Raw genomic sequence first — 21,142 nt, forward strand, 5'->3', positions numbered from 1 at the left:
AGCACATTCCCTTTATTCTGAGTTCCACCTTCTTGCTCACACAAGAAAAAGGCTGTCGCAATGACAGCCTTTGGCGGTTATGTTCGGTTATGTAATGAAAGTGCCGTTTTCGTTTGCCCCCAATCAATTATTTCCCTTTGCCTTTATTCCTTCTAAAAATCAAAACAACGAAAAGAATCAATAGCAAGGCCAATATTACATAAACGACGTTAGAATAAATGTCCATATACCCTACAATATCTTCCCACGAAGATCCAACGGCCGCCCCGATATTCACCAAGATGACGTTCCAAATTAACGTACCGGATGTAGTGTATAGCAGAAAGAGCCAAAAGCTCATATGGGACATGCCTGCAGGAATCGAAATCAAGCTTCTGATCAGCGGAACGAGTCTACAGAAAAACACGGTCCAGGCCCCGTACTTATCAAACCATGAATTCGCCTTATGGACGTCGGATACCGTTAACCGAAAAATATGCCCCCATCTATCCACGAACTTTTCAATTATTTTCACATCAAGAAGTAAACCAATCCCATAAAGGACGACCGCTCCTGCCACTGACCCCAGTGTCGAAGCAATCACAACACCGATAATTGTCATATTCGCCGTCGTCGTCATGAAACCGCCAAAAGTCAGAATGACCTCTGACGGGATCGGCGGGAAAATATTTTCCAATGCTATTAATAGAAAGATTCCTATATACCCAAAATCATTCATGAATTCCGTAATCCAATTTTCCATTTAATCTCTCCTAACTGTATTGAGTCAGTATCTGACCCTGTTACCCTCCGGCTGCTAATCTTGCAATATTCTTGTCCCTTTATTACATATCTTTGTTCTTCCGCCGGTCTTGATACCTTTGAAAAAACCAAATGGAGATCGCAATCCAAAAACCACCCGCCAAATATCCGGCAATGATATCACTAGGATAATGGACCCCCAAGTATATTCGGCTTATACCTATTGAGAGGATCATCGTCATGCTGAACAGAATCAATAGAACCCTTGCCCACTTAGCCGTAATATGACGCCATAGCAAAAATGTGAGAATACTGTATAAAGAGAATGCATTCATGGCATGTCCACTAGGGAAACTGTACCCCCCTATTTCGATGAGTCGATGTAAATCGGGCCGGGCGCGTCTAAAGAAAAGCTTAACCATCAAATTGAGAAGAGGTGAACCAATTATGACAGCACTGAATAAAATTAGTTCCAAACGATGCTTTAAAACCTTATATAAGAAAAACAATATGAACAAGGAAAGGATGATCAAGGCACTGGTTGAACCTATGTAGGTAAAGAACTTCATGATGCTCGTTAGTAAGGGCGATTCCAATCCCTGCACTAAGGCAATCACGACTTCATCAAATTTCAGGTATTCCTTTGCACTTATGGTAAATGCAATGAAACTGAACCCTATTAAAGAAAGTACACTTACTATAAAGGCAATGGTTAATTGTTGCTTTAATCTCATAATAACATCCTTTCACTTTTGAAACCGTTTCAAATGGAAATATCTATTTTATCCTAACCTTCTTCATTATAGGCAGAATGTAAAGGCTTCATCGCCCGCAAACCTCACCCAGAGGATGCCGGAGCACACTTCCATCTACTTTTTCATACTACCCTATTGGTCATTATCACCTCAACTTCAGGTTACTTTAGATTCATACATTCACATGTATCGTTACATCTTCGGTTTCGTTTCACTTACCATTTTGTTTAATCATTCTAATGATCGATCATGGCACAATCAAAATATACATATTTTGTATTTTCATTCTTAAACCAAAGGAAAAAGAAGCATGAATGTAAATTTCGGCAAGTAGCGAAAAATTATGCTGAATGGAGAAATGATTTACCGGATGAATTGATGGAAAGTTAAAAATGAGGGGAATGAACTTTGCTGAGGTTCAGGTGGCAGACCTATGTTCTGGATTTGGGGTTCTGGGCAGTACTTTATATAATGAAGGAGCAACGGTGATTAGTGTTGAACCATCAAAAAAGAATTGATCGAAGAAGCCAAGAATATCGATGGACAACTGATTATATAATACTTTAACCCGGTATGCAGAAACCACTACCCTAAAAAGTGATTTTTCGACATCGCAACCGTTTTAAGGGCTTGGCACTGAATTGACAGAGAAGAAACTCTAAAGGAAGTAAGGTGGGTTTTAAAAGATATTGGTTCGTTTATCGTGATGTATTCGGGATTCACTTCAACAAGCAAAAAACCTTATGCAGGTTAGTGCACAAGGTTCTTTTCGTTTTTTAATGTGTACGGCGTGCCTTAAGCGGTAGTGATGTCAAAGTTTGCCCAGTCGCTGAATCAGTAAGATTTTCTTCTACCTGGAATGTTGGCACCGCTTCAATATGCTTGAATTTCTTCAGGAATGTAGTAAGCGCAATCTTTGCTTCTAGCCTCGCTAGCGGAGCTCCTAGGCAGAAATGAGGACCATTCCCGAATGTTAAATGTTTCTTATTATTAGGGCGGTGGATATTAAGGGTGAAGGCGTCTTCAAACATCGCTTCGTCCAAATTAGCTGCACTCATCCAAACAACCACGTTTTCCCCTTTTTTCAATTCCACTCCCAATAGATCGTTATCTTCCTGTACGGTGCGATCTAATTTAATGAGATTGAACCGGAAACGGAGCATTTCTTCGACCGCCTGCGGAACCAAATCCAGGTTTTCATGTAATTCCTGATAAACTTCAACGTCATCATATAGCAGGGAATAAAAGCTATTGGCCAGTAAATGACTTGTTGTCTCGACCCCTGCTCCTAAAATCAGCATGGTCGTCCGGACAACCTCATCATCCGTAAACATTTCCCCATCCACTTCTGACTTCAATAGATCTGAGATGATATCATCTGCCGGGTTTAATCGTTTTTGCACAACAATTGGATATAAATATTGATAGTATTCTTTTGCTGCCACTTGCTTCATTTCATTTACTTCTTCTTGTTTTTCTTTATCAAAAGGAAGGAATAAGATATCCACCCATTTCTTAAACAATAAACGATCTTTCGAGGGAACACCCATTAAATCTGACATCACAATGATCGGAAGCGGACTCGCCAATGATTGCACAATATCGATTTCCGTGTCCTCATCCATTTGTCCAATCAATTCATCTGCAATTTCCTGAATGCGTGGTTCCCAGTTTTGAAGACTTCTAGGTGTGAATGCTGCGGCCAGCAGAGAGCGGCGTTTTCTATGCTCAGGTGGATCACTTTCAGTTATTCTGATCTTTTCAGGGACTGCTCCTTCACCACTATCCGTTCCAACCGATATGGTAGTCCGTTTCCGAACACTTGAAAAATGTTTATAATCACTGAGAACCCGCTTCACATCTTCATATTTAAAAACATTCCACGTATCCGTTCCTTCGTGATAACTCACATGGTCATTTTCTAACATCCGTTTACACCAAGCGTACGGACTAAATTCCTCCGTCCGTGTTTTAAACCTAGTAAATTCTTTTATTGCAATAACTTCTTTCATGATACCGACTCCTCCCACTTCTCAAAGATACCTAACAAAAGGATCGAATGTTCAGTATTCTTAAATCTCAGTCGATTTGAATAGGGTCGAGCATTCCTGATAGACTTTTACCATTTACCTTAAACATGAATCTATTCCATTATAGGGTAAAACACTGTAGCAGACCATGCATCTTCCATACCAGCACCCTCACATGAAATTTGCCCCACATTCCCAACAATCTATGTAAAACTGCTTATTTTTGACAATTCCCTTTCTTTTTCTATTTTTTTATGTCTCTTAATTGATGCTTAAAATCCAATCCTCTTTTTCAAATTCGGGGACAGTGCTTTTGACTAAGTTATTTCAGTATAGATTTTTTTATAATTGCCGGAGTTTGTAAAACCTGAACGTTGATTGGAACGCAGGGCACTAACTTTCCGCGGGCGGTCTTTGCGCCTTTGGGGTCTCCCTTGGACATGCTTTTCCCGCATATATGGAATAAAACCATTACTAGATTGAAGAAATTTACGACACTCCTGCCGAAACTGCTAGCCGAGACCCCGGAGGCGCTTTCGGCAAGGGAGCGAATTTCTAAAATCAACTGGAATTTTTTAAAAGAAAAAACTGCAGGCAAACTCGATTCTCATCAAGCTTGCTTGCAGTTGGAACGGCTGTACGATGCAGCCGTCAATTTTTGCCTCTTTTAATCAGTTCATGTAAATCATCCATTTTCTTTTCCGTGATATCTAGTCTGGTTTTACGGTGCTTGCTGGAACGGAAAAGGGATACGGCGCCAACAATGATCAGGATTAGAAATACAAGGCAAAACAATTGGTATATCAGATCAGCAATATTAAAACTACTCACTATGTGATCCCCCTAAAATGGCATTCTCAGTATTTATTATACACCAGGCAAAATTAACATTTTAACCTTTTTAAGGAGAAACGAGAATAAAAAAACCGATAGCCAATTTGCTATCGGTTAATCTTTTATACCTCTATTTGTTTATCTTCAGTATCTTCTTGGGGCACAATCAATTCATTATAGAATGCTGCCAATGTAGTTCCGACATAAGGAAACAACCATAGTAAACCAATTCCTATCGTGAACATGCAAAGGATGCCCCAACCTATGAAGCTTAGATGCATAAGGAAATACTTCCATTTCAAGCCCTTCATTCTTTTTCTGCTTTCTGTAATGGCTTCAAGCACCGTGTATTCTGGATGATCCTTCAATATGAAAAACACCTGCGAATAGGCAATGCCTTTGATGATACCCGGAATGATTAATAATAATGACCATAAAAAAATGAAAATAGCTTGTAAGATGGATGCCCCAATAAGCTTGAAAGAGGTTTTTCCATCCTTATAGATAGCGAATACTTCTGGAATATCAGGGTTTCCTTCCCTAACCAAATTCAGGTAGAACCAAGTGGTTGAAATGGTAAGCGGGATTAAGGCAATGGAAAAGACCATGCTGAAGATATCAGACCATAACGGTGTTTCTTCCTGCATGAACCATTGTGAAAACCCACCGCTTCCGATCACATCGACAATTATAGGTAAAATGAAATTGATCAAGAACAAGAGCAACATAAGCGAAACTGCTACTCCCCATTTACCTCCCAACGAATGAAGGGCTTTCCTTTTTAATTCTGAGATTCTCATACTCTGATTAACTCCCCTTTTTATACGGAAGAATTCTGAACATTCACCATTTCATTGTAAATATGGATGAATTCAGAAAAACCGCTTTTTAATTGATGTCTAAATCTCACTTAGTATTTTAACATAATATTTCTAGCCATGGGCTTAAATTCCTAGAAAGCACTCACGGATAAAGAAAAACGGCTTAACCAGTTTCGAGCAATCAGGATCACCTCCCAAATCGACTTGGCTTGTTTGTATAACAGTTTATGAAAGGGAATATGGCAATATCCCCTTTCCAAATGAAAAATACCTTCGCGAAACCATACCATGTTAAGGTGTATGGTCAGCGAAGGCGCTTTTATTTATCTTGGTTAAAAGTTTTTTCGTTATATAGTTCTTTTTTCCTTCCTGGCTTTGTCATCACCATTTATTTGACCACAACAAAAAAAGAGCATCCCAAAGCTAAATCGCCTTGGAACGCCCTTTTTCCTATGATCAATCAGAGCCAGTTATAACGAAATCGTCTTGGAGCAAAGCTAAAGGAAGCTTTCTATTTATAGGATCCCCTGCCGAGACATTAATTTCAGTAATATGACCACTTGCACCAATTGAAACATCAATCAATTTCCCATCTTTCGTTTTCACTAAAAAGAGCCTCTCCCATTCATAAACATAGGAATTCTTTTGAACGTAAACTTGTTCGATGGTCCCATCCTGAGCACACTCGATGGTATGAATCGGTTTTAACACGGAATCACTCCTCCACCCTCCATTATTAGACTAAAGCTTATACCCAGCCACGGAATATCGAGGCTTCTGCCATTTTTCTGACACCCACCATATATGCAGCCAGCCTCATATTCACTTTTCTTGTCTCGGACATTTCATATACTTGATTAAATGAGTTGACCAATAACGCTTTTAATTTGGTTTGGACCTCTTCATCTTCCCAATAATAACCTTGATTATTTTGAACCCACTCAAAGTAAGAAACAGTCACACCGCCTGAACTTGCCAATACATCGGGTACGAGAAGCACATTGCGTTCCGTCAAGATCTTGGTTGCCTCTAAAGTGGTAGGTCCATTCGCTGCCTCCACGACAATTTGGGCCTTGATAAGATGTGCATTTTCTTTGGTGATTTGATTGGAAATGGCAGCAGGCACTAAAATATCACAATCTTGTTCCAGAAGTTCTTGATTGGTGATTTTATTATCAAATAGTGTCGTTACCGTTCCAAAGCTATCCCTTTTATCAAGTAAGTAATCGATATCCAGACCATCCTGGTTATAAATGGCACCATATGCGTCCGAAATCCCAATTACTTTCGCACCTGCATCGTGCATGAATTTGGCTAAAAAGCTTCCTGCATTCCCAAACCCTTGGACGATGATGCGTGCACCTTTCAATTCTATACCCTTACGCTTTGCCGCTTCCTCGATACAAATGGTGACTCCTTGAGCAGTCGCCTTTTCCCTACCGTGTGAACCGCCCAGAACCAGTGGCTTACCTGTGATGAAACCAGGTGAATCGTGTTCTCTTATTCTACTGTATTCATCCATCATCCATGCCATGATTTGTGAATTTGTATAAACATCCGGGGCCGGAATATCTTTAGTCGGCCCAACTATTTGGCTGATCGCCCGAACATACCCACGGCTAAGCCTTTCTAATTCACCGATGGACATTTGGCGCGGATCACAGATGATGCCGCCTTTTCCTCCGCCATATGGCAGATTCACGATTCCGCATTTCAAACTCATCCACATTGAAAGTGCCTTGACTTCTTCCTCATCGACTTCTGGATGAAAACGGATTCCGCCTTTCGTCGGACCGACAGCATCGTTGTGCTGGGCACGGTATCCAGTGAAAATCTTCGTCGTATTGTCATCCATCTTAATCGGAATCCGGACGGTCAGCATCCGAAGAGGTTCCTTCAAAAGCTCGAACACTTCTTCAGAATAGCCAAGCTTATCAAGCGCCTCCTTGATTACGACCTGTGTTGAATCAAGCAAGCTGGCAGTTTCTTTTTCTTCTTTGACAGTTGTACTCAATGGAATTCACCTCATAGGGATATTAGGATAAAACTCTTTTAATGCGTTCGATTGCCCAATCCAAGTCTTCTTTAGTAATCACTAATGGCGGAGCAAAACGGATGACTGTATCATGTGTTTCTTTACATAGCAGTTTTTCTTCTTTAAGCTGCTCACAATAAGGTCTTGCAGCTTCTGTCAATTCAACCCCGATGAATAAGCCTCTACCACGGATTTCTTTAATCATGGGATTCTTGATTTCTTTTAAGCTATCCATAAAATATTGTCCAAGCTCCAATGAACGTTCCGCAAGCTTCTCATCTTCAAGTACTTCCAAAGAAGCGATGGAAACCGCACATGCCAATGGATTGCCGCCGAATGTAGAACCATGGGAACCAGGATTGAATACGCCAAGGATTTCGCGGTTTGCAGCTACGCAAGAGATCGGGAAAACCCCGCCGCCAAGCGCCTTGCCTAAAATGTACATATCCGGAACTACTCCATCCCAGTCAGAGGCGAACATTTTTCCTGAACGTCCAAGTCCTGATTGAATTTCATCAGAAACGAATAGGACATTATTTTCTTTACATAGTTCGTATGCTTCTTTTAAGAATCCTTGAGGCGGTATGATGATTCCAGCTTCACCTTGAATCGGTTCGATTAAAAATCCAGCCGTTTGCGGTGTAATCGCTTCTTTCAATGCATCAAGATCGCCATAAGGGATAAGCTTGACCCCTGGTAACATCGGTCCAAAGCCCCTTCTGTACTCTTCATCGGACGACAGGGACACGGCTGCCATTGTACGGCCATGGAAATTCCCGATACAAGCAATGATTTCCGCTTGGTTTTCTGCGATTCCTTTAACATCATAACCCCAGCGCCTAACAGCTTTGATTGCTGTTTCAACGGCTTCAGCACCCGTATTCATAGGAAGCGCCATGTCTTTTTGCGTAATGCGTGAAACCATTTCGTACCACGGGCCTAATTTATCACTATGGAATGCACGGGACGTCAATGTCACGCGATCGGCTTGTTTTTTTAATTCGTCGATGATTTTCGGATGCCTGTGACCTTGGTTCACTGCTGAATAGGCACTTAGCATATCCATATATTTGTTTCCTTCAGGATCTTCCACCCAAACTCCTTCTGCCTTCGAAATGACGATTGGAAGTGGATTATAATTGTTTGCACCATATTGTTCTGTTTGCTCGATTAATTTTTCCGTTACTGTTGTCATGTTGATTCCCCCTAAAATTATAGCGTTTCAGATGTTGTTTTTCCTTGAAGATGAAGAACTAAATAATCAGGACCGCCCGCTTTTGAATCTGTACCTGACATATTGAATCCGCCAAATGGCTGGTATCCGACAATGGCACCAGTACAGCCGCGATTGAAGTACAAGTTTCCTACGTGGAAATCTTCACGTGCCTGTTCGATATGTTCAATATTGTTCGAGATGACTGCACCTGTTAATCCATAATCCGTGTTATTGGCAATCTCGATTGCATGTGTGAAATCTTTTGCCTTACAGAACGCTACCACTGGTCCGAAAATCTCTTCTTTCATGACTCGTGCATTCTCATCCACATCGGCAATGATGGTTGGCTGGATGAAGAAACCTTTTGAATTGTCCCCTTCTCCCCCTGCAACAAGTTTCCCTTCTTTTTTACCGATTTCAACGTAGCTCATGACTTTGTCGTAAGCGGCTTGATCGATAACAGGACCCATGAAGTTGTTTACGTCCGTTGGTTCGCCGACCGTTTTTTCTTTCGTTAATTCAATGACACGATTCAAGACTTGGTCATATACATCTTCCACTATGACTGTCCGTGAACAAGCAGAACATTTTTGACCGGAGAATCCGAATGCAGAAGCGACGATGGATTGTGCTGCCAATTCCAAATCAGCTTCTTTATCAACAACGATCGTATCTTTACCGCCCATTTCAGCGATGACACGTTTCAACCAAATTTGGCCTTCATTTACTTTTGACGCACGCTCATAAATACGGATTCCCACATCACGAGATCCGGTAAAGCTGATGAAACGTGTACGAGGATGATCTACCAAATAATCGCCAACTTCAGCACCGCTTCCTGGAATGAAGTTCACAACTCCTGCAGGTAATCCCGCTTCTTCCAACACTTCGATGAATTTAGCTGCAATGACCGGTGTTGTACTGGCCGGTTTCAATAAGACGGTATTTCCTGAAACAAGAGCCGCTGTCGTCATGCCTGCCATGATCGCAAACGGGAAATTCCAAGGTGAGATGATGACACCGACACCAAGTGGAATATAACTGAATGCATTGTGTTCAATCGGACGGCTTTCCACTGGCATTCCGTCTTTAAGCTTCAGCATTTGACGTGCGTAGTATTCCATGAAATCGATCGCTTCCGCTGTATCTGCATCCGCTTCATTCCAAGGTTTTCCTGCTTCTTTAACCAATAGAGCCGAGAAGTAGTGTTTTCTTCTCCGGACGATGGCTGCAGCCCTGAATAAAATATTTGCACGCATTTCCGCTTTCGTTTTTCTCCAAGTTTGGAAAGTCTTATCCGCCGCTTGCATGGCTTGCTCAGCAAGATCCTTATTTGCTTTGGATACGGTTCCAATAACTTCTTCTTTATTTGCTGGGTTTACAGAGGTAATGACTTCATCAGTAAACACTTTTTCACCATTAATGACTAGCGGGTATTTCTTCCCTAAATCATTAGCTACATCATTCAATGCCACTTGAAAAGCTTTATTGTTTTCTTCGATTTTAAAATTAGTAAATGGTTCGTGTTTATATGGTTGGACCATTATGGCTCATCTCCCTAAAGTTTTATATTTTTTTCTCTCGCTTATTAAACAAGCAAGTTCCGTGCCAACTTTTCATTTTTTTGAAAAAAACATTGTTTTTTCATAAAATATGCAATGAAATTCAGCACTTATGGGGCAATATTGGCATAGCATGCCATTTATTTTTGCTCTAGCCCCTATTTTTTTCACTTAAACCTTACACTTTTTATTAATGCAAGATTCATGCCAACGTGTAAAATCATAAAAAAGGGCATTTTTATCCTTTTTCCGCAAAATATTTTTGCACTTCAATGCAAAATAATCTTGCTGTGCAAATTTTATTTGCACCTTTTCTATATTTCTACTACAATAGCTCTAAGAAATGAATAAAAAGGGGAGGCATCCATGTATTTAGATCAAATCGTTAAAATAGAAGGTTTTCAAACCATCCTCCACTCGCTTGTGGATGTAATCGATATCGGGATACACATAATCGATATAAAAGGACGAACCATTGTTTATAACAAAAAAATGGCTGAAATTGAAGGAATGGAATCGGAAGAAGTATTAGGGAAAAAGATTCACGAGATCTTTATATTCAAGGAAGAAACGGAGAGCACATTAATACGGGCACTTCATTCTGGAAGGAAAACCGAAAACTCGAAGCAGACCTACTTCAATAATCTCGGACAAGAAATTACAACAATCAATAATACGTTTCCGATTTTGGATCAGAACCAAAATATCATTGGAGCAATTGAAGTGGCAAAGGATATAACGAATCTCGAAAGAATCATTAAAGATAATATCTTGAATAAGGGCGATACCAAATATACGTTTGACAGCATCATTGGAACCAGTGAGAATTTCCTGGAAGTCATAGAAAAGAGCAAGCGTTCTACCAGAACCACATCCTCCATCCTCATCGTCGGGGAGACGGGAACCGGAAAAGAACTCTTCGCCCAAAGTATCCACAATGGCAGCAGCCGTTCGACACATCCTTTCATCAGCCAAAACTGCGCTGCCCTGCCGGATAGTCTAATTGAGGGAATACTCTTTGGCACAAAGAAAGGGGCCTTCACCGGATCGATTGAAAGGCCCGGATTATTCGAACAAGCACAGGGCGGTACCATCCTTCTTGATGAAATCAATTCGTTAAACCCGAATTTGCAGGCGAAATTATTACGGGCCCTTCAAGAAAGGACGATTCGCCGTGTTGGGGATACGAAAGATAAAAAAATTGACGTTCGGGTCATTGCAACGATAAATGAAGATCCAATAGACGCCATTTCAAATGATCATTTACGAAAGGATTTATATTATCGATTAAGCGTCGTATCGTTATTCATCCCACCCCTTCGTGAACGGAAAGAGGACATTCCTTTGCTGGCACAATCCTTCATCGAGAAATTCAATGCGCTGTTCGAATTGAATATTGAAGGGATTAGCGAGGAGGTCTACTCACTATTTTATGATTACGACTGGCCCGGGAACGTAAGGGAACTTGAACATATCATTGAGGGGGCCATGAATTTACTGGAACCTGGCGATACAAAGATTGCCATCAATCACCTTCCCACTCTCTTTAGAAAGAAAGCCCATTTTGAAGACATTCATCCCGAGAAAAAAGATGTCAAAACAAATGGAGATCTACAGGAGTCGACCTTATCTCTTGATGATTATATCGCCAATACTGAAAAGCAATACTTGGAGAAGATATTAAAGGAACATGGCATGAATATCTCTCAAGCAGCTAAAGCCCTGAATATCAGCCGCCAAAGTCTTCAATATCGTTTGAAAAAGTATCAGGATAAATAACCACAAAGAAGGCCCCCATTGATATATGGGGGCCTTCTTTGCTCGTTTATCCTGTAACTATGCGATTCCTTTCATTAGAAAAACTTCGCAATCAGAATGTTTCAGCCGCTTTTGCAACGTTTTCCAAACCATCCGCGATAATTTTTTGAGTCCGATCCGGATACTGATTATGTCCTTCAATGACCACTGCCTCCGGATTGTTGATTCCCCACAGGCTAATGATATTTTTAACTAAATTCACGGCCATTTCAGCAGAAGCCATTCCTTCCAATGCATAATCCGAACCGCGGGCATTCAATAGCATGACCTTTTTATCGCCAGCATACCCAACTGGTCCCTCCGCCGTATAATTGAACATTTTACCTGCTTGTGCCAAATAGGAAAGGTATGTGATCAGCGGTGCAGGAACCGTTGCGTTCCATAGAGGGAAAGCGAATACCACTTTATCCATGGCTAGGAATTGATTTAAATATTGGTCAACCAGATTTGCCGCTTTTTCCTCTTCGGCTGTCAGTTCAAGACCCTGGTTGCGTTTATACAAACCAGTAATGGCTGTATTCCCATAGTAAGGGAGTTCTTCTTTAAATAAATCCAACTCGGTCACTTCATCTGTACGGTGTGTCTCTTTATATGTTTCTAAAAATGTGTCATACATTTTCGAGCTGATTGCCTGATCTGCTGGACGATCATTCACTTTAACGAATAATACTTTTGTCATTTGTCCATTCTCCCCTGCCGCGGTTTCTTTATTTCCAAATAATCTACTTAAGAATCCCATTATCCTCACCCTTGCTTTCTGCTTTAAATTCAGACGACTAAATGAATCTCATTGCCTGATGGATCTGTTACACTGAAAAACTCTTCTTTTTCCGTGACGACAGCCCCGATTTCTTTAAGTTGCTCCATCACTTTGTTTCTCGCTTCTTCATCTGCAAAAACGAGGGTATACCAGTTCAGCCCCACACTATTTTCCTTGGGAGCCGGAGCGCCAACACCATTCCAAGTGTTCAACCCGATGTGGTGATGATATCCACCGGTTGAAGTAAAGAGCGCACCTTCATATCGAGTCACAACGGTAAACCCAAGACCTTGCATGTAAAACTCCTCCGTTTTACGTAAATCTGATACATGCAGGTGTATATGTCCCATTAATGTACCTGCAGGCAGTGCACTCCACTCACCATTACTTTCTTTCAGAAGGTCATTCCCATCCAACGGATCCGTGCCCATCGCAACCTCCCCATCGGCCCATCTCCAATCGGTGGATGGCCGGTCAGAGTATACTTCGATGCCATTGCCGTCCGGATCGGTAATGTACAGCGCTTCACTCACTTCATGATCCGCCGCTCCAAATGGATATTTCGTTTGAAGTAAATGGCGTAAAAAAATCGATAAGGCGGCACGGGTCGGCAGCAAAAGGGCAAAGTGATATAAGCCAGTGGTCCGCCCTTCTTTCGGAATCACATCAGCAGGCTGCTCAAGAGTAAGCAACGGGGTTTTTCCGTCTGTCGTTAAAACAGCTTGCCTTTCTGTTTTCTTCAATACTTGAAGACCGATGATATCTTGATAAAAAGTGATGGCATTTTTCAAATCCAAAACATTAATACTGACTTCGCCAACAAAAGTTACTGGTTTTTGATGAAAATTCTCCATATCGTCACTTCCCTTTTTTATTGAAAATCATGGTATCCAAAGAAAGAACAGTTCGGTTTGCACACACTAGATATACAGACATGGCTAGTAATGCCAAGTCCAGTTCGTAGCCCGCCGCTTGCCCGTTTCCAAGAAAACCAGCAGGTAATTTAGCCGTGAAAATCGCCCCCGCCATAATGACCACAAACAGCACGGAAACGATTCGTGTTCCCAAACCCAGTATAACCGCAAGTCCTCCGATCAATTCGATACTTGCAACGATGTATGCCATGAACCCAGGAATACCAAGGCTATCGAAAAATCCCGCCGTGTTTCCTATGCCCCCTTGAAACTTTGAAACGCCGTGAATGAAAAAAGTAAGACCTAAGATCACCCGTAAAAAAACTTGACCTGCTTCATTTTTATTCATGTATAAATTCTCTCCCTTTTTTTGTTGGTTACTTTATGTAAGTAATTATATTTTCATAAGTACATAATGTCAAGTAAGTTTATTGGAATTTCTTTTCCCTTATAAAAAAAACGAATTGCAGAAAGCAACTCGTTCCAATGATGTCACTGTTTAAATGTGTAATACATGTTTGAATTGATGGTGAAAGAATCTCATCAAAGTGAATGGAATTCCCCATATTCGAATGCTGAAGTATTCAGCCGCATATCTGCGTACGTCAGCATCCGGAGACATAAGTGTTAAGGAAACATGTTCAATTGGCAGCTGAAGCAGGATGGTGGCTACAGCCTCTTTATTCAAACATCGAAACCAGTTCTTTTGTATATGAATGGCGATCGCTGCAAAAGAGATGTTCGTTTTCGAAAGAATCCACAATACCTCCCCCTTGCTCTTTCATAGACTCAGTGGAGCAAGCAGGCAAAAACAATAGACATAAAATAAAAATTGACTTAAATTTTATGAACATGATATATTTCCTCCATTACCTCAAGTATTTTTACCGATTGCTGCAAATCGAATTGATTACGATTTAAATCGCAGCTTTACTATCATGATGAACCAGGTAACAAACTATCTGATGTTTAACCATCATTCTATGTACATGTACAGAACTCGTGGCTATTTACCATTTACGAGTATTTGCGCGAAATTCGAGATTAAACACCAATTCACGAGTAAATGCGCTAAACTCACGAGTATTCACGCGAAATTCACGAGTAAATGCTCCAAATTCACGAGTATTTCCGCCAAATTCACGAGTAAATGCTCCAAATTCACGAGTATTTGCGCCAAACTCAATGCTATATCCGTCAAAGTCATGAGTAACAGCTCTAAAATCTCGTGTAAAAGTCATTAATCTTGAGTAAATGGACCAAACTTTCGATTTACAGCACTAATTCCCTTGTGTAAATCCCTCAATTCAAGCAAGTGTTATATATTCTCAATATTAAATAGCCCCTTTCATTAAATAAATCAAAATCGTTACGATTTATACTTTTTATATAAACAACTCTTTTCTTGACTGCCTTTCATTATAAAACGTAATGATTACTATTTACAAGTTTTTTTCGTTATTGTTAAACGGCGCGCGCCTTCAGCCTTTCAAGGTATGCTGCTTTAGTACCGAACTTTTGAACGGCAACCTTTTATTAAAGTGAGCCATTTTGCTCTCTTCCCTTCCACTTCCATTAAGCTAACCATTACTACAGCCTTCATGGTTCGGGAATCGCCCCTTTAGATTGTACCCATTCAGGGGATCACGAAAAGAGTCCCGTTCGCATCTTTACGAACGGGACTCTTTTAAAAATTGGGATATGATCTTTCTTATAGTGGGATGATTCCCAATAGGACAGCTACCACTATCATGACAAGCGTCGATCCGCATGCCCATTTCAGGAAAGTGCGCTGCAATGCCCCGAAATCTTCCCCTACCATTCCAATCAATAGATAAGTAGATGGAACAAGCGGGCTTAATAGATGGACAGGCAATCCTAAAAGTGAAGCTCTACCAATCAAAGCAGGGTCAATTCCATAAGCAGCTCCCGCTTTAGCAAGTAATGGGAGTACTCCATAATAAAATGCGTCATTTGACATGAAGAACGTGAAAGGTGCTGAGATGATGGCTGTAATGACGGCAAAATGTGCACCCATTTGATCTGGAATGTGCTGAATCAAAGAGTTTGCCATGGCATCCACCATTTCCGTACCGGCAAGGATCCCAGTAAAGACACCTGCCGCAAAAATCATCGAAACGACAGATAAAGCATTGTCCGCATAGTTTGCCACACGTTCTTTTTGATCACTGAGTTTCGGATAATTAACCGTAATGGCAATGGCAAAACCTATCATGAACAGAACCGCTGAAGGCATAAGTTCCATTATTAGCGCCACCAGCAAGGTAAGCGTCAATGCGTAATTGAATATAATCAATTTTGGGCGCTTAATATAAGCATCTTCCGTTGCTGCGGCATGCTGTGCAACAACATGATAATCGACCTCTATGATCCCAATTCTCTTTCTTTCTTTTTTACCCAGGCAATATGCCATGAAAAGGACGAATAGGACTCCGCCAATCATCGCAGGAATGACAGGGGTGAAAACATCGGACATTTCAAGTTTCAAAGCGGTCATCACCCGTGCTGTAGGGCCTCCCCAAGGAAGAAGATTCATTACACCAGATGACGAAACGGCAATACCGGCCAATACAAGCGGTCTCATTCCAATCCGTTTATATAGCGGAAGCATGGCAGAGATCGTTATCATATATGTAGTTGTACCATCTCCATCCAAGGAAATGAGCAAGGCCAGGACGGCCGTGCCGATGGCAATTTTCACTGGATCTCCTTTTACAAGCCTAAGGATCGTATTGATGATTGGATCGAAAACTCCAGCATCGATCAAAATGCCAAAGAAAAGAATCGCAAATAAAATCATGATCCCAGTTGGCGCTACACCTTTGATCCCTTCCAACGCCATCTCACCCATTTTACCGCCAAATCCGCCAATAAGTGCGAAGGCACTTGGTACTGCAATCAAAGCTATCATGGCTGAAAGTCGCCCTGTCATAATTAAAATCATAAACACTACTATCATCAGGTATCCTAATAAAGCGAGCATATCCATCACTCCTCATCTTCTAATAAGATAAATTGTATATGAAAACGCTTAATCTGTAAGCGTTTTCAATTTATTGTGTTTTAAAACTATTTTGTCAATTGTGTTCATTGTGTTCACGGAAGCACTTTTCAGAGCTGAACTTGAAGCCATTCCCCGGGTTGAATGGCGGGTTCTTAAAGGAAACTTCATCGATTTTAACCATTTTGCCTGCACCAAAGATATTGGATATATTCACTCTTGTTGAAACTCCCATTCCATTTTGCACCGCTGTACCATATGCAAAAAAACACCTCCAATCATGAAGGTGTTTCACTTAATTCCAGAAACTCTATTGAATTTTATAATATCTCCGCTCAGGTCTTCCCACTACCCCGTATACGACTTCTGCTTTACATTTCTTTACTGATATCAAGTATTCCAGATAGCGTCTCGCGGTTGTCCTGGAAGCGCCGATTTGTCCGCTCACTTGCTCAGCCGACAAACCGATATCGCTTGCTTCAAGCACCTCGAACACTTTCGTCAAAGTGATTTCGTCGACCCCTTTCGGTAAAGCGGGCCCATCGTTCGTTTCCGAAGCGGCAGTTCCCTTTTTCAAAATGAGATCAACAAAATCCTGGTCTATTTCTTGTTTGGATTTCATCAGATGGGCTTTCTTAAGATACTCTTCGATTACTTGGTTGAAGCGCTTCATTTCAACTGGTTTTATTAAATAATTCTCTACTCCGTAGTGAAGCGACTTTTCAAGTTGTTCTTTATCCGTTGCCGCGGTAATCATGATGATATCCACATTCGGGAATTTCCGCCTTATATCCGGAAGAAGGTCTGTTCCAAGCTGATCTGGCATATATACATCAAGCAAAAGCAAATCAGGGCTTTTTTGCTCCAAAATCCGAAGCGTCTTTTTTGCATTGACAGCTTTTCCGACCACTTCTATTTCATCAAAGTTTTTCAAGAATTTTTCATGGATATCCGCTACTCGAAAATCATCTTCTGCGATGACTGCTCTTATCTTCAGCATTCTTTCCCTCCTCACTGTTCTTTAGGAAGATAAACGGTGAATATGGTGTTTTCACCCTCGCTTTGAACTTCAATGATGCCGCCCAGCTCTTTTACGACACGATCAGCATTCGAAAGACCATACCCACTCGGACTTTCATTCTTTTTCGATGTGAAACCCCGATCGAAAATATGGGCGATAGCATCCTCCGGTATTCCTTTTCCGTTATCACTCACTTCAAATACCATATCATTTCCGATATCGGTGGCGAAAAATTTCACAAGTGACTCCTCCATTCCTGAAACCGCTTCAAGTGCATTATCGATAATGTTCCCCAGAATCAATGTTAGTTGTGACAATTTTATATGATCCGGAAGTTTCTCTAGGTAACTTTGTGAGTCTATTTCAAAGATTATTTTCTTTTCCGATGCTTTCCCTATCTTACCAAGCAACAGGGCTTGTACCTTTGTATCCTTTATCTGTTCGAACACGACACGGTTCAAGGAATGCAATTCGGAGGTTTCGCTTTGAATCATATCTATCGCTTCATCATATTCCCCTAATTGTATCAATCCTGATAGAACATATAGTTTATTGGTAAACTCATGGGTTTGAGCCCTTAAATCCTCTGAATGCATCTTCACTTCCGATAATGTGTTGACCATTTCCTCAATTTCCGTTCGATCACGGAACGAAGCGACAACACCGCTTACCCGTTCACAATCAAAGATTGGCGTACAATTCACAATAACGGATTTATCTTTCCATGAAATCTCCTTATCCACTTGCGGTTCACCGGACTTCAACACCTCGAATAAATATTTCGAAGGAAATAGGCCATCCACGTTCAAATGGCGTACGGACTCTTTAATATCCAGCAATTTTTTCGCCGGCTGATTCATCGATGTAATCAGCCCTTTATGGTCAATGGCCAGAATCCCTTCTTTCACCGATTGAAGTACTGCATTTTTTTCTTTATATAAATTGGCGATTTCAAATGGTTCCAGCCCCAATGTATCTTTACGTATGCTCCTTGCAAGCATATAACTGCCAATGATCGATATCATGATGGCCACTAAAGATACAATCATCTCTTTGGACAAATCTTTGAAAATCTGGGCGCGGACATCTTCCACTAAAAAACCTACTGAGACGATTCCAATTATTTTTCCATCCTTATTGAATACCGGTGACTTTCCCCGGATGGAAAGGCCAAGTGATCCTGCCGCTTCGGAAACATAATATTCACCATCCCGAATGGCCCTGCTATTATCTCCGCCTTCCATCCGCTTCCCAATTTCGGAAGCCAGCGGATGGGAATAACGAATACCCTCTTTATTCCCGACAACGATGAACTCAGCCCCTGTTTCCCTGCGAATCTTTTCGGCAATCGGCTGGATTGTGCCGGCAGGATCATCCGTTTCAAAGGCCTCTGTAACTGTAGGCATGAAGCTAATCGTCTTTGAAAGTTCCAACGCCAATTGACCTTTATCCTTCGCTATTTGCCTTCCTTCCATATAGGAAAAAGAAGTCGTCAATAAGAGAATCAAAAACAGACTCAACGATAAGACCAACCCGAGAATCTTGGTTTCCAGCGATACTTTTTTCCTCATATTCAACAGCATCCTCTTTTTTCATATTCATTCACTAAATTTTATAGGAGCATAATGATTTTACCATTTCTATTAAATATTGAACATTGTGATTACTAACCGTAGTTTGCCGTTTATTTCATTATGTAAAAAGCGAAATAAATTTCTATGATCATCACCCTTTTGCTTATTTATGATTTTTTTGTTTATTTCTCAGTTTCCTATTAAAGAAAAAAAGTCACACGATCATGATGTGAGGATCAAGGAGCAGTTGTTTTACAACTTGTATCTCCTTTCCCTAGTGGGAGTGTTGACCGCTTAAGGGGGACGGATCAACGATAGGCTTTCTTTAGATAGTCCTGCTTCTGTCTTGCTACCATATCTTTTCTTATTGGAAGAAAGTAAAACAGTCTGAAACCTAAAATGCTCAAAGGAAACATCTCCTTTGAGCATTTTCAAAAACAGGTAAAAGAATTGATTGATTTGTCTTGTATCAATGCCAAAAACCGTCCAGAACCTGCCGTTCCATCTGAAGCCTGCAACAGATCGCGGACCGACAAAAATGGGATAATACCAGAAACTCGCACAAAACGAAATGGTCCCTGATCTACAGCAAATGTTGAAGCCGATTGTTGTTGAGGGATAAAGCTCGGTGGGGGCGCCGTTGGTGCTTCCGAACCCGACGGTGGTCCTGGAAATTGAAGCGAGGTTTATCTCCGAATTTAGAGATATATCGACGTAATCTACAGTTTTATCTCCGAAAATTGGAATATATCGACGGTACCTGCAGTTTTATCTCCGAAAATTGAAATATATCGACGGTACCTGCAGTTTTATCTCCGAATTTAGAGATATATCGACGAAATCCACAGTTTTATCTCCGAAAATTGAAATATATCGACGGTACCTGCAGTTTTATCCCCGAAAGTAGAAATATATCGACGGAACCTGCAGTTTTATCTCCGTTGTTGAAATATATCGACGGAACCTGCAGTTTTATCTCCGTTGTTGAAATATATCGACGGAACCTGCAGTTTTATCTCCGAAAGTAGAAATATATCGACGAAATCCACAGGTTTATCTCCGAAAATTGAAATATATCGACGGTACCTGCAGTTTTATCTCCGTTGTTGAAATATATACTAATTCAATATAGCAATCTCCATAAATAGAAGGTCGCATAGGATTCCCAATCGGCCCATGCTTCCGATAGTTTCAGGATTTCCGCTTTCGTTGGTTTTGCTTCCGTTTCCATGACCAGTTTCATGGAATTATGCAACCCGACGTCATCGATGGGAAAGGCTGCGGGAAAACGCAAACAGCGCATCAAGACATAGTTCGCTGTCCACGGACCGATTCCCCGTATTTTGGTCAGCATTTTTTCTGCCTTCTTTACATCCTTTTCATTCAACAGCTTTTCTTTTGTAAGTTCCCCTTCTGCAATCAGTTGCGCAACACCTATTAAATATTCACACTTCTTCACCGTCATCCTCAAATCGGCAAAATCTTCGACCGTCAATTTCGCGATTACATCAGGCTTTGGAAACAGCCAATATTGCTTTCCTTCGAATTCAACAAAATCACCAAACCCCTCTACAAGCCTCCGTTTCAAGGTATAGGCATAAGTCAAGTTAATCTGCTGTCCAAGTATTCCCCAGGCAATCGCTTCAAATAAATCAGGGATGCCTATATTTCTTAAACCGAAGAATTGGCTTACCGGCTTTTGCAATAAAGGGTCATTTTGGGCCAGCTCATAAAAAGGAAGAAGATTCGTCTCAAGATCGAACCAGTGATGAATATATTGGGAGACAGCATCCTTTACCTGATTATCCATCGGTGCTGTTCGCCCTGGAAATTGAATGATCAGCTCGGTTTCATTCATCGCACTGATTTCTACTAAAAGTGTCTCGTTTTTGACAACAAGTGCACGATAAATTTTTTGATCAACAATTTCGAACAGACATTCATTGGAGGATCTTGATAAGTATTTAAGGTTTTCCGAAAAACTAAACTCTTTTGGTGTACGTATTCTCAATTCAGTCATGCCTTCGTCCATTGATAAT

19 protein-coding genes and 1 pseudogene are annotated in these 21,142 nt (G+C 41.0%); 2 read left to right on the top strand and 18 right to left on the bottom strand.

Annotated features, from left to right (window positions below; genetic code table 11):
- Positions 1 to 127: 127 nt before the first annotated feature.
- From ACFX4L_RS09525 to ACFX4L_RS09535, 3 genes are all read right to left on the bottom strand, one after another.
- The gene (locus ACFX4L_RS09525; protein ID WP_284469932.1) at positions 128 to 742 is read right to left on the bottom strand and encodes a DedA family protein; all 615 of its coding nucleotides are present in this window, start codon (positions 740 to 742) and stop codon (positions 128 to 130) included.
- A gap of 82 nt (positions 743 to 824) precedes the next feature.
- Entirely contained in the window at positions 825 to 1,475 is a 651-nt protein-coding gene (locus tag ACFX4L_RS09530; RefSeq protein WP_377382251.1) for a phosphatase PAP2 family protein, read from the bottom strand.
- A gap of 797 nt (positions 1,476 to 2,272) precedes the next feature.
- Positions 2,273 to 3,511: a cytochrome P450 gene (locus tag ACFX4L_RS09535; RefSeq protein ID WP_377382404.1), complete on the bottom strand. Its 1,239-nt coding sequence runs from the start codon at positions 3,509 to 3,511 to the stop codon at positions 2,273 to 2,275.
- Between the two features lie 449 nt (positions 3,512 to 3,960).
- On the opposite strand from ACFX4L_RS09535, the gene ACFX4L_RS09540 reads away from it, so the two are divergent.
- A complete protein-coding gene (locus tag ACFX4L_RS09540) occupies positions 3,961 to 4,197 on the top strand; it encodes a hypothetical protein (protein ID WP_377382248.1) in 237 nt (78 codons plus the stop codon).
- Here the strand turns inward: ACFX4L_RS09540 and ACFX4L_RS09545 are convergent.
- The 6 genes from ACFX4L_RS09545 to pruA all read right to left on the bottom strand — a co-directional run bounded on the left by ACFX4L_RS09545 (position 4,178) and on the right by pruA (position 9,976).
- The gene (locus ACFX4L_RS09545; protein WP_377404865.1) at positions 4,178 to 4,357 is read right to left on the bottom strand and encodes a hypothetical protein; all 180 of its coding nucleotides are present in this window, start codon (positions 4,355 to 4,357) and stop codon (positions 4,178 to 4,180) included. The genes ACFX4L_RS09540 and ACFX4L_RS09545 overlap by 20 nt on opposite strands.
- Positions 4,358 to 4,482: 125 nt before the next feature.
- Positions 4,483 to 5,160, bottom strand: a complete 678-nt coding sequence (locus ACFX4L_RS09550) for a DUF975 family protein (protein WP_284469928.1) — start codon at positions 5,158 to 5,160, stop codon at positions 4,483 to 4,485.
- Positions 5,161 to 5,637: 477 nt separating this feature from the next.
- On the bottom strand, positions 5,638 to 5,892 hold the full coding sequence (locus ACFX4L_RS09555) for a biotin/lipoyl attachment domain-containing protein (RefSeq protein WP_089364895.1): 255 nt from the start codon (positions 5,890 to 5,892) through the stop codon (positions 5,638 to 5,640).
- A gap of 37 nt (positions 5,893 to 5,929) precedes the next feature.
- Positions 5,930 to 7,195, bottom strand: coding sequence for a Glu/Leu/Phe/Val family dehydrogenase (locus ACFX4L_RS09560; RefSeq protein WP_377382244.1), 1,266 nt, complete (start codon positions 7,193 to 7,195; stop codon positions 5,930 to 5,932).
- A 22-nt stretch (positions 7,196 to 7,217) separates the two neighbouring features.
- Positions 7,218 to 8,411 (bottom strand): ornithine--oxo-acid transaminase, encoded by a 1,194-nt coding sequence (locus ACFX4L_RS09565; protein WP_317778861.1) that lies wholly within the window; start codon positions 8,409 to 8,411, stop codon positions 7,218 to 7,220.
- A 17-nt stretch (positions 8,412 to 8,428) separates the two neighbouring features.
- On the bottom strand, positions 8,429 to 9,976 hold the full coding sequence (gene pruA, locus ACFX4L_RS09570; protein ID WP_061464524.1) for an L-glutamate gamma-semialdehyde dehydrogenase: 1,548 nt from the start codon (positions 9,974 to 9,976) through the stop codon (positions 8,429 to 8,431).
- 384 nt (positions 9,977 to 10,360) lie between these two features.
- On the opposite strand from pruA, the gene ACFX4L_RS09575 reads away from it, so the two are divergent.
- On the top strand, positions 10,361 to 11,773 hold the full coding sequence (locus ACFX4L_RS09575) for a sigma-54 interaction domain-containing protein (protein ID WP_317778859.1): 1,413 nt from the start codon (positions 10,361 to 10,363) through the stop codon (positions 11,771 to 11,773).
- Positions 11,774 to 11,864: 91 nt separating this feature from the next.
- Here ACFX4L_RS09575 and ACFX4L_RS09580 read toward each other — a convergent pair whose 3' ends face one another.
- The 9 genes and pseudogenes from ACFX4L_RS09580 to ACFX4L_RS09620 form a co-directional block, all read right to left on the bottom strand.
- On the bottom strand, positions 11,865 to 12,551 hold the full coding sequence (locus ACFX4L_RS09580; RefSeq protein ID WP_061464526.1) for an FMN-dependent NADH-azoreductase: 687 nt from the start codon (positions 12,549 to 12,551) through the stop codon (positions 11,865 to 11,867).
- Positions 12,552 to 12,580: 29 nt separating this feature from the next.
- Entirely contained in the window at positions 12,581 to 13,426 is an 846-nt protein-coding gene (locus tag ACFX4L_RS09585; protein WP_377404868.1) for a VOC family protein, read from the bottom strand.
- Between the two features lie 4 nt (positions 13,427 to 13,430).
- Positions 13,431 to 13,835 (bottom strand): DoxX family protein, encoded by a 405-nt coding sequence (locus ACFX4L_RS09590; RefSeq protein WP_377404871.1) that lies wholly within the window; start codon positions 13,833 to 13,835, stop codon positions 13,431 to 13,433.
- Positions 13,836 to 13,985: 150 nt separating this feature from the next.
- Positions 13,986 to 14,249 carry a hypothetical protein gene (locus ACFX4L_RS09595; RefSeq protein ID WP_377382233.1) on the bottom strand — a complete coding sequence of 88 codons (264 nt, stop codon included), beginning with the start codon at positions 14,247 to 14,249 and terminating at the stop codon, positions 13,986 to 13,988.
- 948 nt (positions 14,250 to 15,197) lie between these two features.
- On the bottom strand, positions 15,198 to 16,490 hold the full coding sequence (locus ACFX4L_RS09600) for a CitMHS family transporter (RefSeq protein ID WP_125160298.1): 1,293 nt from the start codon (positions 16,488 to 16,490) through the stop codon (positions 15,198 to 15,200).
- A 328-nt stretch (positions 16,491 to 16,818) separates the two neighbouring features.
- Entirely contained in the window at positions 16,819 to 17,508 is a 690-nt protein-coding gene (locus ACFX4L_RS09605) for a response regulator (protein ID WP_377382230.1), read from the bottom strand.
- Between the two features lie 11 nt (positions 17,509 to 17,519).
- A complete protein-coding gene (locus ACFX4L_RS09610; RefSeq protein ID WP_377382227.1) occupies positions 17,520 to 19,100 on the bottom strand; it encodes an ATP-binding protein in 1,581 nt (526 codons plus the stop codon).
- A gap of 450 nt (positions 19,101 to 19,550) precedes the next feature.
- Positions 19,551 to 19,777, bottom strand: a pseudogene (locus ACFX4L_RS09615) (collagen-like protein); the annotation flags it as partial.
- A gap of 449 nt (positions 19,778 to 20,226) precedes the next feature.
- On the bottom strand, positions 20,227 to 21,135 hold the full coding sequence (locus ACFX4L_RS09620; protein WP_377382401.1) for a DNA-3-methyladenine glycosylase family protein: 909 nt from the start codon (positions 21,133 to 21,135) through the stop codon (positions 20,227 to 20,229).
- Positions 21,136 to 21,142: the final 7 nt, after the last annotated feature.

Origin of the sequence: Peribacillus sp. YIM B13482, from assembly GCF_042787975.1 — a bacterium.
GTDB lineage: Bacteria > Bacillota > Bacilli > Bacillales > DSM-1321 > Peribacillus > Peribacillus simplex_A.

What these genes read in the sequence shown, in the direction of transcription:
- ACFX4L_RS09525 (WP_284469932.1), bottom strand. Translation starts at nt 742, where the DNA reads ATGGAAAATTGGATTACGGAATTCATGAATGATTTTGGGTATATAGGA.
- ACFX4L_RS09530 (WP_377382251.1), bottom strand. Translation starts at nt 1,475, where the DNA reads ATGAGATTAAAGCAACAATTAACCATTGCCTTTATAGTAAGTGTACTT.
- ACFX4L_RS09550 (WP_284469928.1), bottom strand. Translation starts at nt 5,160, where the DNA reads ATGAGAATCTCAGAATTAAAAAGGAAAGCCCTTCATTCGTTGGGAGGT.
- ACFX4L_RS09565 (WP_317778861.1), bottom strand. Translation starts at nt 8,411, where the DNA reads ATGACAACAGTAACGGAAAAATTAATCGAGCAAACAGAACAATATGGT.
- pruA (WP_061464524.1), bottom strand. Translation starts at nt 9,976, where the DNA reads ATGGTCCAACCATATAAACACGAACCATTTACTAATTTTAAAATCGAA.
- ACFX4L_RS09575 (WP_317778859.1), top strand. Translation starts at nt 10,361, where the DNA reads ATGTATTTAGATCAAATCGTTAAAATAGAAGGTTTTCAAACCATCCTC.
- ACFX4L_RS09580 (WP_061464526.1), bottom strand. Translation starts at nt 12,551, where the DNA reads ATGGGATTCTTAAGTAGATTATTTGGAAATAAAGAAACCGCGGCAGGG.
- ACFX4L_RS09585 (WP_377404868.1), bottom strand. Translation starts at nt 13,426, where the DNA reads ATGGAGAATTTTCATCAAAAACCAGTAACTTTTGTTGGCGAAGTCAGT.
- ACFX4L_RS09590 (WP_377404871.1), bottom strand. Translation starts at nt 13,835, where the DNA reads ATGAATAAAAATGAAGCAGGTCAAGTTTTTTTACGGGTGATCTTAGGT.
- ACFX4L_RS09600 (WP_125160298.1), bottom strand. Translation starts at nt 16,490, where the DNA reads ATGCTCGCTTTATTAGGATACCTGATGATAGTAGTGTTTATGATTTTA.
- ACFX4L_RS09605 (WP_377382230.1), bottom strand. Translation starts at nt 17,508, where the DNA reads ATGCTGAAGATAAGAGCAGTCATCGCAGAAGATGATTTTCGAGTAGCG.
- ACFX4L_RS09610 (WP_377382227.1), bottom strand. Translation starts at nt 19,100, where the DNA reads ATGAGGAAAAAAGTATCGCTGGAAACCAAGATTCTCGGGTTGGTCTTA.
- ACFX4L_RS09620 (WP_377382401.1), bottom strand. Translation starts at nt 21,135, where the DNA reads ATGGACGAAGGCATGACTGAATTGAGAATACGTACACCAAAAGAGTTT.